The sequence below is a fragment of the Actinoplanes subtropicus genome, assembly GCF_000721705.1.
Taxonomy (GTDB): Bacteria; Actinomycetota; Actinomycetes; order Mycobacteriales; family Micromonosporaceae; genus Actinoplanes; species Actinoplanes subtropicus.
Map to the genome: position 1 here is coordinate 230,751 of NZ_JOJL01000002.1, position 14,189 is coordinate 244,939.

Annotated in this window: 15 protein-coding genes; 11 read left to right on the forward strand and 4 right to left on the reverse strand. The window is 72.8% G+C overall.

Features of this window, described 5'->3' with window-relative positions; genetic code table 11:
- Positions 1-37: 37 nt before the first annotated feature.
- The 7 genes from IH26_RS0103025 to IH26_RS0103055 are packed head-to-tail and all read left to right on the forward strand — an operon-like array spanning position 38 to position 5,462.
- Complete coding sequence (locus IH26_RS0103025; protein ID WP_030434543.1) at positions 38-697, forward strand: glycosyltransferase family 2 protein; 660 nt, start codon at positions 38-40, stop codon at positions 695-697.
- Positions 694-1,341: a TIGR04282 family arsenosugar biosynthesis glycosyltransferase gene (locus tag IH26_RS0103030; protein ID WP_030434544.1), complete on the forward strand. Its 648-nt coding sequence runs from the start codon at positions 694-696 to the stop codon at positions 1,339-1,341. Before IH26_RS0103025 ends, IH26_RS0103030 begins: the two co-directional genes overlap by 4 nt.
- Positions 1,338-2,180, forward strand: a complete 843-nt coding sequence (locus IH26_RS64415; protein WP_245664890.1) for a class I SAM-dependent methyltransferase — start codon at positions 1,338-1,340, stop codon at positions 2,178-2,180. Before IH26_RS0103030 ends, IH26_RS64415 begins: the two co-directional genes overlap by 4 nt.
- Positions 2,153-3,376 (forward strand): molybdopterin-dependent oxidoreductase, encoded by a 1,224-nt coding sequence (locus IH26_RS0103040; protein WP_084598585.1) that lies wholly within the window; start codon positions 2,153-2,155, stop codon positions 3,374-3,376. The genes IH26_RS64415 and IH26_RS0103040 overlap by 28 nt, the downstream gene beginning before the upstream one ends.
- Positions 3,373-3,765, forward strand: coding sequence for a hypothetical protein (locus IH26_RS59430; RefSeq protein WP_157437005.1), 393 nt, complete (start codon positions 3,373-3,375; stop codon positions 3,763-3,765). The genes IH26_RS0103040 and IH26_RS59430 overlap by 4 nt, the downstream gene beginning before the upstream one ends.
- Positions 3,766-3,774: 9 nt before the next feature.
- Complete coding sequence (locus IH26_RS0103050; RefSeq protein ID WP_030434548.1) at positions 3,775-4,464, forward strand: response regulator transcription factor; 690 nt, start codon at positions 3,775-3,777, stop codon at positions 4,462-4,464.
- Positions 4,461-5,462: a sensor histidine kinase gene (locus IH26_RS0103055; RefSeq protein WP_030434549.1), complete on the forward strand. Its 1,002-nt coding sequence runs from the start codon at positions 4,461-4,463 to the stop codon at positions 5,460-5,462. Before IH26_RS0103050 ends, IH26_RS0103055 begins: the two co-directional genes overlap by 4 nt.
- A 29-nt stretch (positions 5,463-5,491) precedes the next feature.
- Here the strand turns inward: IH26_RS0103055 and IH26_RS0103060 are convergent, their stop codons facing one another.
- The gene (locus IH26_RS0103060; RefSeq protein WP_051807370.1) at positions 5,492-6,490 is read right to left on the reverse strand and encodes a cellulase family glycosylhydrolase; all 999 of its coding nucleotides are present in this window, start codon (positions 6,488-6,490) and stop codon (positions 5,492-5,494) included.
- Positions 6,491-6,614: 124 nt separating this feature from the next.
- Between IH26_RS0103060 and IH26_RS0103065 the strand changes: the two genes are divergently transcribed.
- The 3 genes from IH26_RS0103065 (at position 6,615) to IH26_RS0103075 (ending at position 10,736) form a co-directional block, all read left to right on the forward strand.
- Positions 6,615-7,211, forward strand: a complete 597-nt coding sequence (locus IH26_RS0103065) for a TetR/AcrR family transcriptional regulator (protein ID WP_030434551.1) — start codon at positions 6,615-6,617, stop codon at positions 7,209-7,211.
- On the forward strand, positions 7,208-8,809 hold the full coding sequence (locus IH26_RS0103070) for a CocE/NonD family hydrolase (protein ID WP_030434552.1): 1,602 nt from the start codon (positions 7,208-7,210) through the stop codon (positions 8,807-8,809). Before IH26_RS0103065 ends, IH26_RS0103070 begins: the two co-directional genes overlap by 4 nt.
- Before the next feature lie 205 nt (positions 8,810-9,014).
- Positions 9,015-10,736 (forward strand): cellulase family glycosylhydrolase, encoded by a 1,722-nt coding sequence (locus IH26_RS0103075; RefSeq protein WP_211268557.1) that lies wholly within the window; start codon positions 9,015-9,017, stop codon positions 10,734-10,736.
- A gap of 13 nt (positions 10,737-10,749) precedes the next feature.
- Here IH26_RS0103075 and IH26_RS0103080 read toward each other — a convergent pair whose 3' ends face one another.
- From IH26_RS0103080 to IH26_RS63775, 3 genes are all read right to left on the reverse strand, one after another.
- A complete protein-coding gene (locus IH26_RS0103080) occupies positions 10,750-11,625 on the reverse strand; it encodes a TIGR03619 family F420-dependent LLM class oxidoreductase (protein ID WP_211268558.1) in 876 nt (291 codons plus the stop codon).
- A gap of 146 nt (positions 11,626-11,771) precedes the next feature.
- Positions 11,772-12,641: a hypothetical protein gene (locus tag IH26_RS0103085; protein WP_157437007.1), complete on the reverse strand. Its 870-nt coding sequence runs from the start codon at positions 12,639-12,641 to the stop codon at positions 11,772-11,774.
- A gap of 40 nt (positions 12,642-12,681) precedes the next feature.
- On the reverse strand, positions 12,682-13,038 hold the full coding sequence (locus tag IH26_RS63775; RefSeq protein ID WP_281179673.1) for a LuxR C-terminal-related transcriptional regulator: 357 nt from the start codon (positions 13,036-13,038) through the stop codon (positions 12,682-12,684).
- Positions 13,039-13,164: 126 nt separating this feature from the next.
- Between IH26_RS63775 and IH26_RS0103095 the strand changes: the two genes are divergently transcribed.
- Positions 13,165-13,974 carry a pectate lyase gene (locus IH26_RS0103095; RefSeq protein ID WP_281179674.1) on the forward strand — a complete coding sequence of 270 codons (810 nt, stop codon included), beginning with the start codon at positions 13,165-13,167 and terminating at the stop codon, positions 13,972-13,974.
- The last annotated feature ends 215 nt before the right edge of the window (positions 13,975-14,189 follow it).

A 14,189-nucleotide genomic window follows, 5' to 3' on the forward strand; every position in this document is an offset into this window, starting at 1 on the left:
AGCCTTTTCCGGGCCGCTCGTTCCTAGCGTCGGGACCATGACCGATGTGGTGCTGCCCTGCCGGAACGAGGCCCCGGCCCTGCCCGCGCTGCTGGCCCGGATGCCGGCCGGCTATCGGCCGATCGTGGTCGACAACGGCTCGACCGACGGCTCGGCGGCGGTCGCCCGAGCCTGCGGAGCCGAGGTGATCACCGTGGCCGAGCCCGGCTACGGCGCCGCGGTGCACGCCGGCGTGCTCGCCGCCGATCCGGACGACGGCGTGCTGTGCGTGATGGACGCCGACGGCTCGTTCGATCCGGCGCAGCTGCCGGCGGTGGCCCGGCCGGTGCGCGCGGGCGAGGCCGAGCTGGGGACCGGCCGCCGCCGGCCGGCCGCGCCGGGCGTGTGGCCGCTGCACGCGCGGGCCGGCAACGCCGTCCTCGCCCGGCGGCTGCGCCGCACGACCGGCCTGGCCGTGCACGACATCGGGCCGATCCGGGCGGTCCGCCGCGACGACCTGCTCTCGCTGGGCCTGCGCGACCGGCGGTTCGGCTATCCGCTCGAACTGCTGATCGCGGCCGGGCGGGCCGGCTGGCGGGTCGCCGAGATCGACGTGGCGTACCTGCCGCGGGCCGCCGGCACCCGCTCGAAGGTGACCGGATCGGTGCTGGGCACCGCCCGCGCGATCCGCGACATGAGCCGGGTGCTGGCCCGATGAGCCGCGTCGTGGTGCTCGCGAAGGTGCCGGTTCCGGGCCGGGTCAAGACCCGCCTGTGCCCGCCGTGCACGCCCGAGCAGGCCGCCTGGGTGGCCTGCGCCGCGCTGGCCGACACCCTCGACGCGGTCCGCGTGTCGGTCGCCGCCGAGCGCGTGCTGGTCACCGACGTCCCGCTGGCGGCGCCGCCCGGCTGGCGGAGCGGGGTACAGCGCGGCGGGCCGCTGGGCGAGCGGATCGCCAACGCGTTCGCCGACACACGGACGCCGGGGACGGCGACGCTGCTGATCGGCATGGACACCCCGCAGCTGACCGCCGGTCTGCTCGATGCGGCACTGCGGTTGCTGAGCGAGCCCGGCGGGCCGGATGCGGTGCTGGGCCCGGCCGAGGACGGCGGCTGGTGGGCGCTGGGCCTGCGCGAGCCCGAGCACGCCACGGTGCTGGGCGACATACCAACTTCAACTTCGACAACCGGATTGTGTACGCGTACCGCACTGCTCGCCCGGGGCCTGCGCGTGACGGAGTTGCCGGTGCTGCGCGACGTCGACACCGCGCCCGACGCGCACGCCGTGGCCGCCCTGTGCCCGCCGGGACGACGCTTCCCCCGCGTGGTCGCCGCCGAGGTCCCGGCCGTGGTGGCCGGGTGAGCGCGGCCCTGGTGTTCGACGCCCTGTTCCGCCGGGCCGCCCCGGTCACCATCCGCCACCGCACCGGCCGGGAGCAGCGCTTCGACCCGGTGGCCTGGTGCCGGGACGACCTGCCGGGCGACGGCGGACTGCTCGCCCGCTGCACCGGGCCGACCCTCGACGTCGGGTGCGGCCCCGGCCGGCTCGCCGGCGAACTGGCCCGCCGGGGCTGTCCCGTGCTCGGCATCGACATCAGCGCGACCGCCGTGCGGCTGGCCCGCCGCCGCGGTGCCGCCGCGCTGCGCCGGGACGTCTTCGAGCCGCTGCCCGGGGCCGGCCGCTGGCAGCACGTGCTGCTCGCCGACGGCAACATCGGCATCGGCGGCGACCCCGCCCGGCTGCTGCGCCGGTGTCGTCGCCTGCTCGCGGCCGCCGGCCGGGTGCACGTCGAGGTGACCGCCCCGGGCACCGCCGGCTGGTCGGGGACGGCGGTGCTGCAGGGCGGTCAGGGCAGCCACGGCGGTCAGGGCGGCCACGGCGGTCAGGGCGGCCACGACGGGCAGGACGGCCACGACGGGCAGGACGGCCACGGCGGTCAGGGCGGCCACGGCGGCCACGACGGGCTGGGCGGCCAGGGCGGGCTGGGCGGCCACGGCGGCCACGACGGGCAGGGCGGGCTGGGCGGCCACGGCGGCCACGACGGGCAGGGCGGCCAGGGCGGGCTGGGCGGGCAGGGCGTGCTCGCGTGGGCCTCGGTGCCGGTCGACGACGTGGCCGCGCTCGCCGCCGCCACGGCGATGCGGGTGCTCGAGACCTGGGCGGAGGCGGGCCGATGGTTCGCGACACTGTCACCGCGCTGACCCGGCGGCTGCGGCACCGGTTGACCGAGCCGCTGCCGGCGCCGCCGGCGACGTTGCGGCGCGGGCCGTTCCGGGCCGGGGCGTTCCCGTCGCGGCTGCGGTCGGCGCGGCTGACCAGCCAGCTCGGCGTCGCGCTCGGCGTCGCCTTCGCCGTCTGCTTTCTCACCGGGCTGCTCAGCCACCTGATCCAGCACCCGCCCGGCTGGTTCTGGTGGCCGTCCCGGCCGGTCTGGCTCTACCGGGTCACCCAGGGCGTGCACGTCGCTACCGGACTGGCCTGCGTACCGCTGCTCGGGGTCAAGCTGTGGTCGGTGTACCCGCGGCTGTTCGCGTGGCCGCCGCTCCGGTCGATCGCGCACGCCGCCGAACGGGCCGGGGTCGCGCTGCTGGTGGCGGCGGCGCTCTTCCAGGTGCTCAGTGGAGTCCTGAACATCGCGCACTGGTACGCCCCGATGCCGTTCTTCTTCACCACCGGCCACTACTGGGTGGCCTGGCTGGTCACTGGCGCCCTGCTGGTCCACCTCGGCGTGCAGTTGCCCGCGATCCGCGAGGCGCTGCGCCGTCGCGGTCCCGGCCGGCCGGTGCCGGACGGTGAGCGGCTCACCCGGCGCGGTCTGCTGGGGGGTGCCGCCGCCGCGGTGGGGTTGATCACGGTCACCACGGTGGGCCAGACGGTCCGCCCACTCTCCGGTCTCGGCCTGCTCGCGCCCCGGCGTCCGGACGTGGGACCGCAAGGGCTACCGGTGAACAAGACCGCGGCGGGCGCCGGCATCGCTCTGGACGCCGCCGCGTATCGCCTGATTCTCGCCGGCCCGGCCGGCGAGACCGCGCTCGGCCTCGCCGCGCTGAACGCCATGCCGCAGCGCACCGTCCACCTGCCGATCGCCTGCGTCGAGGGCTGGAGCGCCGGCGCCACGTGGACCGGCGTCCGGCTGCGCGACCTGGTGACGCTGGCCGGCGCCGACCCGGAGCGATCCACGGTTCTCGTCGAGTCGCTCGAGCAGCGGGGTCGTTACCGGACCTCGACCGTGCCGGCGGAGCATGTCCGCGACCCGCTGACCCTCATCGCGCTGCGGCTCGGCGGCGATGTGCTGCACCCCGATCACGGCTATCCGGCGCGGTTGATCGCGCCGAACCGGCCCGGCGTGCTGCAGACCAAGTGGGTCGGGCGGCTCACCGTCCTTCCGGCGCGATGAGGACCCGGGTCGCGCTCGTTTCGGCGGGTGCCTTGGTCATCGCGTACGCAATGGTCGGTGTTTCGCACGAAATCGGGGCAGTGGTCTTCCTCGCGGTGGCGCTCGTGGTTCACGACGCGCTGTGGATGCCGCTGGTGCTCGTGGCCGGTGCCCTGCTCGCCCGAACCGGTTCCTGGACGAGGATGGTGGCGCTGGTGCTGGCCTCGGTCGGGGTGGTGGCGCTGCCGCTGGTGCTGGGTCCGGGAGGGCCGGCCGACAATCCGTCGGTGTTGCCGCTGCGCTATGGGAGAGACTTCGTTCTGATCCTGCTGGGCGTCGTGCTGATCTCGGGGGTGCGGGCGGTCGTCCGTAAGAAGTTCGCAAGGTCCCGGGACCGCGGCGGTGGGTAGCGTGGCGGGGTGGGACATCGGGTGCTGGTGGTCGACGACGATCCGACCGTGAGCGACGTCGTGCGGCGCTATCTGGAGCAGGTCGGCTGCGAGGTGCGGCTGGCTGGGGACGGCGCCGACGGGTTGGCGGCCGTCGCCGCCGAGCGCCCCGACCTGGTCGTGCTCGACCTGATGATGCCCGGCATCGACGGCATCGAGGTCTGCCGGCGGTTGCGGCGGCAGCTGCCCGACCTGCCGGTGATCATGCTGACCGCGCTGGGCGAGGAGGCCGACCGGGTCCTGGGCCTGGAGGTCGGCGCCGACGACTACGTGACCAAGCCATTCTCGCCGCGCGAGCTGGTGCTGCGGATCCGGTCGGTGTTGCGCCGCGTGGCGCCGGCCGCGGATCCGCCGCCGCCCGCCATGATCCGCGACGGCGGCCTGACCCTCGACACCGCCCGGCGCCTGGCCGACCTGAACGGGCTGCCGCTGTCGCTGACCGTGCGCGAGTTCGACCTGCTGATGTTCCTGCTGTGCCATCCGGGCCGGGCCTGGTCGCGCGCCGAACTGCTGGACCGGGTGTGGGGCTGGCAGTTCGGCGACCAGTCCACGGTGACCGTGCACGTCCGGCGCCTGCGCGAGAAGATCGAGGCCGATCCGGCCGAGCCGCGCCGGATCCTCACCGTGTGGGGCGTCGGCTACCGCTACGAGGTCTCATGAAGGACACCCTGCTGATCGGCCTCTACGCGCTCGCCGCCGGCGCGGTCGTCGGCGTCGGTGGCGCCGGGATGCTGCGGCTGCAGCGCGGCCGGTCGATCCTCACCCACGTCATGGTGCTGCTGGTGGTGACCGTGCTCGCCGTGGTGGCCGGCGTGGTCACCGTCGCCGGCGCCATGTTCCTCTCCGGCCACGACCTGCGGGTCGTCCTGCTCACCGTGTGCGCCGCCGCGGTGGTCAGCCTGGCGGTGGGTGCGGTCTTCGGCCGGCGGCTGGCCGCGTCGGCGGTCTGGGCCGAGCAGGCCCGCGACCGCGAGCGGCGGCTCGAGGCCGGCCGGCGTGAGCTGGTCGCCTGGGTCTCGCACGACCTGCGCACCCCGCTGGCCGGGATGCGGGCGATGACCGAGGCGCTCGAGGACGGCGTCGTCGCCGATCCGCGGACCGTCGCCGAGTACCACCGGCGGCTGCGGGTCGAGACCGACCGGATGACCCGGCTGGTGGACGACCTCTTCGAGCTGTCCCGGATCAACGCGGGCGCGCTGCGCCTGATCCCGACCACCGTGCCGCTGCGCGAGGTGGTCTCGGACGCGATCGCCGGCGTCGCCCCGCTCGCCGCCGGGAAGCGGATCAGCCTGGTGGCGGCGGAGACCGGCTGGCCGACCGTACGAGGCGGCGAGCGCGAGCTCGCCCGCGTCGTCAGCAACCTGCTCATCAACTCGGTCCGTTACACCCCGGCCGACGGCACCGTGCACATCGACGCCGGCCGGGAGAAGGACGGCGTCTGGCTGGCCGTCTCCGACAGCTGCGGCGGCATTCCCGACGGCGACCTCGACCGGGTCTTCGACGTCGCCTTCCGGGGCGAGCGGGCGCGGAGCCCGGGCACCGGCGGCGGGCTCGGCCTCGCGATCGTCCGCGGCCTGGTGGAAGCGCACGGCGGGCGGGTCGGCGTCCGGAACACCGGGGCGGGCTGCCGATTCGAGGTTCGGCTGCCCGCCGCCTGATCGCTCCCCTTCTTTCAGTAGCCCAGCGGTCAGTAGCCCCAGCCCCAGCGGAGCTGGGTGACGGCGGAGCTGTTGTTGTTCTTCAGCGTGCTGCCGCTGTGGTACTCGACCGAGTAGTTGTCGCCGGTCTTGAGGCCGGCCCAGACCACGGTGCCCATGCTGTCGGACCGGGCGGTGTCGGTGACGGCGGCGAAGTACGACTGGTACTCGCCGTTGTCGTGGTTGGCCAGGTAGTTGATCCCGGTGGTCATCGGGCCGCCGAACTCGGTCACCACGGTGCGGCTCTGGTAGCCGCCGAACCGGTTGTTCAGGTCGGCGACCCACTGCGACTCGCGGGTGAAGCTGGGGTTCCAGGTGGCGTAGTAGTGCTGGGACAGCAGCGTCCCGCTGAGCGCCGAGGAGGCGCCGACCGCGGTGACGTTGTCGTCGTAGCCGGTGCCGCCGATGATCACGCGCCCGCGGGGCACGCTGGAGAACTTGGACAGCCAGCCCGAGGCGACCGAGATCCACTGGCTCGCCGAGTATCCGAAGGGCTCGTTCAGCGGCTGGAAGTAGACCTTTCCGTTACTTCCGTACGCGCCGACCACCTTCGTCCACATGGAGTTCCAGGCGGTCATGTCGGTGATCGTGCCGACCGTGTTCTTCTCGGTCCAGGCGCAGATGATGACGTTCATGCCGTTGTCGAGCGAGGCGTCGATGGTCGCCTTGTAGCTGTCCCACCACGACTCGCTGACGCTGGGTGGATTGATCGGCAGCCGTACGGTGTTGGCTCCGAGGTTGTTCTTGAACGCCTGGACGTCGGCGTTCGCGATCGAGTAGACCCGCGAGTAGGACATGTCCGCGGCCAGCCCGTCCGGGATGACCCAGCCGGTGTTGTAGTTGTCCCGGGTGTCCGCCCAGTTGACGCCCTTGATCTGGTTGGTCGCGGCGCTCGCGGCGGACATGTGGCCGACGACGAACAGCGCGCCGGCCGCGATGATCAGCCCGGCCAGCGGGCGGGCGAGAAGCTTACTGACTCCGATGGTCATTGGCGCCTCTGGATGTTTACGCAAACACGGTGGTGGGTGGCGATGATGACATCGGTGTTACGAATGTGTCAATGGCCGTAACGGAACACTTGATTCTTTAGTAACACATGTGCATTATCTCGATGTGGATCTCACCGTGGTCGAGCCGGCGCAGGACCGCCGGGTACGCCGATCGCGGGCCGCGCTGATGCGGGCCGCGATAGCTTTGGTCGTCGAGCGGGGCACGGCGGCGGTCACGCTGTCCGACATCGCCGAGGCCGCCGACGTCAGCCGCCGGCTGGTGTATCAGCACTTCGGCGACCGTGACACGCTGCTGCTGGCGGCGGCGCTCGACCTGGCCAGGCGGGAGTTGCTGCCGCGACTGACCGACGGCGCGGGGAATCTCAGCGGACGCGAGCGGACGCTGGCGGTCTCCCGGTTCTTCGCCGAGCACCGGGTCTTCTACCGGGCGCTGCTGACCGGCTCGTGCGCGTTCGCGGTGGATCGCGGACTGTCCGGCCTGATGCAGCCGGTCAACCGGCAGGGCATGCGGCACCTGTACGGCGACCGGCTCGCCCCGCCCGTCCTCGACGACCTCGCCGCCTTCCTGGCCGGTGGCGGCTCGGCCCTCTTCACGGCGTGGGTCGTCGATGCCGCCGACCCGCTCGACCCCGAGGCGTTCACCGATCGACTGCTGCGCACCCTGTCCGTCCTGATGCCCGACCCGGAGGGTCTCCGATGAGCCTGATCAGCCGTCTTCTCCAGCGCCGGCTGGAACTGCCCCCGCCGGCCACCCGCGACGTCGTGGTCGAGCGGGACCTGCGGGTGCCGATGGACGACGGGGTCGACCTGCTGGCCGACCGGTGGGCGCCGAAGACCGGCGGCGACGGCCTGCCGACCGCGCTGATCCGCACCCCGTACGGCCGGAGCGGCCTGTTCGGCAACCTCCTCGCGCGCCCGCTCGCCGAGCGCGGCTACCAGGTGCTGATCCAGAGCGTGCGCGGCGGCTTCGGCTCCGGCGGCGTGATGGACCCGCTGCGCCAGGAGCGGGCCGACGGCCTGGCGACCCTCGGCTGGCTGGTGAAGCAGCCCTGGTGCGGCGACGCGATCGTGCTGTTCGGCCTGAGCTACCTCGGCTACGTGCAGTGGGCCGTGGCCGATCAAATGCCACCCCAGGTCAAAGCCATGATTCCGTACGTGTCGGAATCGGCCCTGACGCTGGAGTTCCTGCGTGCCGACGGGCTGGCGCTGGAGACCCCGTTCGGCTGGGGCGTGCTGGTCGGCACCCAGCAGCGCCGGGCGGCCGTGCTCCGCCAGCCCGCGCAGACGCGGAAGACCGCCCGTGCACTGTGGACGCTGCCGCTGGATCGGGCCGATGTGGCCGCGTTCGGCGAGCGCTCGCAGTACTGCCAGGACGTCATCGCCCACGACGCCGGCTCGCCGGTCTGGGAGGGCATCGACCACTCCGGCCGGGTGGCCGGCGTGAGCGTGCCGGTCAGCTCGATCGGCGGCTGGTACGACGTGTTCCTGCCCGGCCAGCTCCGCGACTTCCAGGTCCTGCAGCGGGCGGGGCGCCCGGCCCGGCTGACCGTCGGGCCGTGGACCCACGTGGACTTCTCCGGCGTGCCCTACACCGAGGCCCTCGAGTTCGGGCTCGCCCACGCCCGCGGCGAGCAGCCCCCGCCGCGCCCGCCGGTCCGGCTGTACGTGCTGGGGGAGGAGGCCTGGCGCGACTTCGAGTCCTGGCCGCCGGCCGGCTACCGCCCGGAACGCTTCCACCTCCAGCCCGGCGGCGGGCTCGCGGCCTCCCCGCCCGTCGACTCCGAGCCCGACCGGTACCGCTACGACCCGGCCGACCCGACGCCCGCGGCCGGCGGCGCGCGTCTGGTCAAGGACCGCGGGCGGGTCGACAACACCGCGCTGGAGGCCCGGCCGGACGTGCTCACGTACACCACGGAGGTGCTGGAGTCCGATGTGGAGGTGATCGGCGAGATCGGCGCCGAGATCTGGTTCCGCTCCAGCCTGCCGTACGCCGACGTGTTCGTCCGCCTCTGCGACGTCGACCCGGCCGGCCGCTCGTGGAACATCTGCGACGGCCTGACCAGTCTCACCGGCGCCGACGAGACCCGATCCGTGACCGTCCGGCTGTGGCCCACCGCGTACCGGTTCAAGAAGGGTCACCGCATCCGCGTCCAGGTCTCCAGCGGCGCCTTCCCGCACTATGCCCGCAACCACGGCACCGGCGAGCCCCGCCCCACCGCCACCACCTTGCTGGCCGCCGGCCAGACCGTCTTCCACGACCCGGCCCACCCCTCCGCGATCGTCCTCCCGATCCGATGATTACCTAGTGTGCCGATGAGTTGACCTAGTGTGTCGGTAGGTGCACCTGCCAGGAAATATAGTCGGCGCTCATTGCGCCCGCCCGGCGTCCGCGAGAGATATTCATCTTTGCCGGGGTGTTTCCGGCTCGTTGACTCCTGGGGGCCCGATGGGCGCACGGCGGTCTACCATTCCTGCCTTCCTCACGATCTCACTCGCGGCGGCATTGACCGGCATTGTCGGCCCGGTCGAGCCCGCGACCGCGGCGGACTCGCCGGCTCCGCTGGTCACCGTCGACGGCACCCGGTTCGTCGACACGCACGGCCGCGAGGTGGTGCTGCGCGGCTTCAACGTCTCGGGCGAGGCGAAGCTGGCCGAGAACGGCAAGCTGCCCTTCGCCGGCGTCGCCGACGCCCGCAAGTCCGCGCTGGCGATGCAGAGTCTCACCAACGCCAACACGGTCCGGTTCCTGCTCTCCTGGGACGCCGCGGAACCGTCTGCGGGCACTATGGACACTGCGTACCTGGCCGCCGTCACCGCCCAGGCCGCCGCGTTCGCCGACGTCGGCTTCGAGGTGTTGTTCGACTTCCACCAGGACCTGTTCTCCCGCTACCTGTTCAACACCGGAAGCTGGTACCAGGGCGACGGCGCGCCGCAGTGGGTGGTCAGCGCCGGCGGTTATCCCGCGGAGAGCTGCGGGCTGTGCGTCATGTGGGGGCAGAACATCACCTCCAACGCCGCGGTCAAGGCCGCGACCTACGACTTCTGGCACAACCGGGTGGTCAACGAGCGGGACGAGTTCCTGAACCAGGCCAAGCAGGTGCTGGCCTATGTGCGGGCCACCTTCACCGCCACCGAGTTCGCGCACGTGCTCGGCGTCGACCCGTACAACGAGCCGTACGCCGGGAATTACGACTCCGGGCAGGACAGTCGCAGCTGGGAACAGAACGTGCTGTGGCCGTTCTTCGTGTCGGTACGGGCCGCGATGGACGACGCGGGCTGGGCCGATCGCCCCGCGTACGTCGAACCGAATCTGTTCTGGAACGGCACGCTGTCCCACGAGACCGGCGGTTTCCTGGACGCGGGCATCATCGGGCCGCGATTCGTCTTCGCCCCCCACTACTACGACCAGGCCGCCATCTCCGGCGTGGCGATGTGGGGCAAGGCCTCCGACGGCCAGGAGAGCAGCGCCTTCGGGACGGTCCGGGACCGCTCCACCGCCCTCGGCGCGCCGGCGCTCGTCGCCGAGTTCGGGCACCCGCTGGGCGGCTACACCTCGGACAAGGCGCCCAGCATCGACAAGGCCATGTACCAGGGCCTGGATTCACGGCTGACCGGCGCGCAGTGGTGGGGCAACGCGGCCGCCTCCGGCCCGGTGCTCTCCGGCACCCAGTGGCAGTGGGACATCTACAGCGGGCAGCACCACGAGCTGATGAACGGTAACGCCAGCAAGGTGCTCACCACCGGCGACGCCTGGAACGGCGAGGACTTCTCGTCGGTCGCCCTGGACTCGGCCGGCACCGCCTACCTGCGGCAGGACGCCCGGCTGCTGGACCGCGTCTACCCGGCCGCCGTGGCCGGGACGACGCTGGCCTTCACCTACGAGGACCGCTCCCGGGACGGCACCACCCCGATGGCCTGGATCCCGGTCCCGGCCGGCCTCCCGAACACGCAGGCGGTCGTCGCCGCCAGCCGGTACGCGATGCTGGTCTGGCGCTCCGGCGGCGACGGCTCCCCGACCGAACTGAAGCTGCCGGCCGGTTACCGCAACACGATCGTCTCGGACGTCACCTACACCGTGCAGCCACGCAGCCTGCTGCTGTCCGGCGCGGGCCCGGCCGGCACCGTCCACTTCGCCCTGGTGGCCGACTCGACCGCCCCGGCGGCGAGCACGCTGGCCGCCGCCCGGACCGAGCTGACCACCTGGGCGACCACCGCCTTCCCGTAGGCCGGGGAGCCGGTCAGTTCCGCGGCGGCCCCTCGTCGATCCGGCGCAGCATCGGCTCGGCGCGTTCCAGGCGGTCGTCCCAGGGCATGCGTTCGTCCCACCACGTCACCCCGAGGTCGGCGAGCGGCGCGACGACATCGCGCCCCGCCGGCCCGGCCGGGCTCGCGCCGCCGAGCACGATGTCGAACGGCTCCGCCGTGCGGCCGTTCTCGGCGCGCCGCTCGCGCAGGAACCGCACCAGCTCCCGCACCGTGGCCGGCTCGGGCGGCCGCGCCGCCAGCATCCCGTCGAGGGCCGGGATCGCGCCGTCCCACCGGGCGGCCCGCCGCATCGGCGCCTTGTTGGGCCACATGCCGCCGACCCAGATCGGCACCCGCGGGCGCTGCACCGGCGTCGGCCGGAACACCACGTCGTCGATCGTGACGTGCTCGCCCCGATAGGACACCGGCTCGCCGGACCACAGCCGGTCGAGCGCGTGCAGCCCCTCGTCGAGCCGCTGGGCGAGCACCCGGCGGTCGGTCGTGTCACCGAGAGCGCCGTACTCCTCCCGCACCGGCTCGCCCAGCCCGACCCCGAGGATCATCCGCCCGCCGGTCAGCCGGTCGAGCGTGGTCACCTCCCGGGCCAGCTTGGCCGGTCGCCGCCGGGCCACCGGGGTGATCGCCGTGCCGAGCCGGATGCGCCGGGTGGCCAGCGCCGCCGCGGTCAGCAGGATCCACGGATCGGCGATCTCCCAGCGCGCCTCCTTCTCGCCGACCACGTGGTCCCACACCAGCAGCGCGTCCCACCCCGCCGCCTCGGCCCGCCGCGCCACCTCGGCGAACACCTCCGGCGCCGCGAACTCCCCGAAATTCGGAACATCCACCGAATACCGCATGGCGTCCATCATGCCGAGCACCCCCGACAAAAACGGATCGACGACCGTACCCGCCGGCCGTGGCCGCCGGCTCGGCGGGCGCGCCGTGGGTCGGTGCGGGCGGGTTCGGCGGGCGCGCCGTGGGTCGGTGCGGGCGGGTTCGGCGGGCGCGCCGCGGGTCAGCGCGGGCCGGCGAGGTCGGGCAGCGCGGAGCCGGAAATCGTCCAGTGCGCAGGGATGACGCCGCGGGCGGCCGTGCGGAAGGCGTCCGCGGCGTCCTGCTCGTCGAACAGGAAGGTGGCGTAGCGGCCGTACTCGTGGTCGCCGGTCGGGCCCGGGCCGCACTCGCGGGCGAGCTCCGGCAGCACGGTGCCGACCAGGCGCACGGCGTCGTCGTCGACGAGCTGGCCGTGCGTGATGGTGACCGGGCGCCACCGTTTGAGGTCGGCCACCTGAGCCAGGCGAAGCTCGTCGGGGGTGTACAGCGGCGTCCGGAACTTCAGGGCGTACGGCTCCGGCTTCGGGAACCCGTGCTCGGCGAGCAGGGCGTAGACGCGCTGCTCGCAGAGCACGGAGGGCCGGTCCGGGCCGACGTGCAACTCGGACTCCAGGGCGCTGAGGGCCATCACGACCGGGCCCTTCGCGTACCGCTCCAGCTCGCGGTCGGTCAGGAACCGGCCGAGCGGCGGCGCGTCGTCCTCGAGCACGAGGCGTAGCCGGTACGGCGCCCGACCCCGGTAATTGCCGGTGTCGACGCCGTGCGTGTAGACCAGGCCGGCGATCTGGGACCACTCGAAGCGACGGCGCCCCCGCCACGGCCGGGCGATGGTGATCGCGGTGTCGTCGAACCGTACGAAGACGAAGACCATCTGCACGGCGTGGAACGCAACGGCGGCGGCCAGGAAGGCGACGGTGCTCAGGAAGCCGTCGCTCATGCCGAGGGACAGCCCGATCACGAAGATCAGTATGAAGAACAGGACATCGAAGAACATCGGAAGCGTGTGCTCGGGTCCCAGCGGGTAGAGCCACACGGTTGTCGATCGCTTCACGGCCGCCACGATACGGCGCCACGTCGAGCCGCCCGGCGGATCAGGGGGTCAGGCCGGCGTCCTGGGCGAGGATGGCGGCCTGGACGCGGTTGGTGCAGCCCAGTTTGGTGAGGATGTGGCGCACATGGGTCTTCACGGTGCCCTCGCCGAGGTGGAGCTTCTTGCCGGCCTCTGCGTCGGACAGGCCGAAGACGAAGCCCTCGCGCAGGCGAGCGGCCGCCTCACAGTCGAGGGCATCGCGGGCCGCCCGCGGGTTCGGCAGGTCGCGGCTGCTGTGCCGCGGCTTGGCGGCGCCCTGCCACGAGCGGCGCAGCAGGCGAGCGCCGTCGGTCGCCAGGTGCACGTACCTGGGCGCGGCCGGGTCGGGGTGGGTGAGCAGCAACTCGTCGGGTGCCACGGACGGACTGTAGCGAACCGCCGACCGGCGGAAATTCTGGATCGGCCGGGCAACCTTTCGGGCGCGGGCGACCACTTGTGGGCGTTGACGTCGATCGAGAGGACGGTACGGATGAAGCACGCAAGGGTGGGAAGCCGGAAGCGCCCGGCGCTGATCGGTGGTTTCGCGGTGGTGGTGGCCGCGGCGGCCGGGCTCACCGCGAACGCCTTCGCCGGCACGACCGCCACCTCGACGGCGGCCTCGGGCAAGACGTCGGCGGCGGTGGCCTGGCCGGCCGCGACCTCGAAGACGACGCTGCACGCCACCCGTAAGATCAGCGGTAGCGTCGACCTGAAGAACGCCGAGTTCATCGCCGGCTCCGAGCTGGGTGACGGCGACCAGAGCGAGAACCAGAAGCCGCTGTTCGAGCTCGCCGACGGTGCCACGCTCGCCAACGTCATCATCGGCGCCCCGGGGGCCGACGGCGTGCACTGCCTGGGGACCTGCACGCTGAAGAACGTCTGGTGGCTCGACGTGGGCGAGGACGCCGCCACCCAGAAGGGCAAGATCGCCAACGAGGTGATGACCATCGACGGCGGTGGCGCCAAGCACGCCGGCGACAAGGTGTTCCAGCACAACGGGCCCGGCACGTTCGTCATCAAGAACTTCCAGGCCGAGGACATCGGCAAGCTCTACCGCTCGTGCGGCAACTGCAAGACGCAGTTCGCGCGCAAGGTGCAGATCTCGAACGTGGTCGTCACCGCCCCGATGAAGGACCTCGTGGGCATCAACCCGAACCTGGGCGACACCGCGACGATCAACTCCGTGACCGTGAACGGCAGCAGCAAGAAGACCGTGATCTGCGCCGAGTTCAAGGGCGTCACGCACGGCGAGCCGAAGCTGGTCAGCACCACGCCGAACGCGGCCTGCGTGGCCACCGACATCACCCTGAAATGACCCGCATCAGCAGGGTGCGGAACCGGCCGGGCCTGTGCGACCGTGGAGATCCCTGTCACCGATGAGGAGTGTCCGATGAGCCGACGCGTACGCACCCTGCTGCTCGCAGGCCTCACCGCCGCCGCGACCGTCACCGCCATGTGGCTGGCGACGGCCGCTCAGGCCGGCATCCAGGGTTCCGGCCACTGATCAAGCCCGGCCGCCGATCAGGCGTG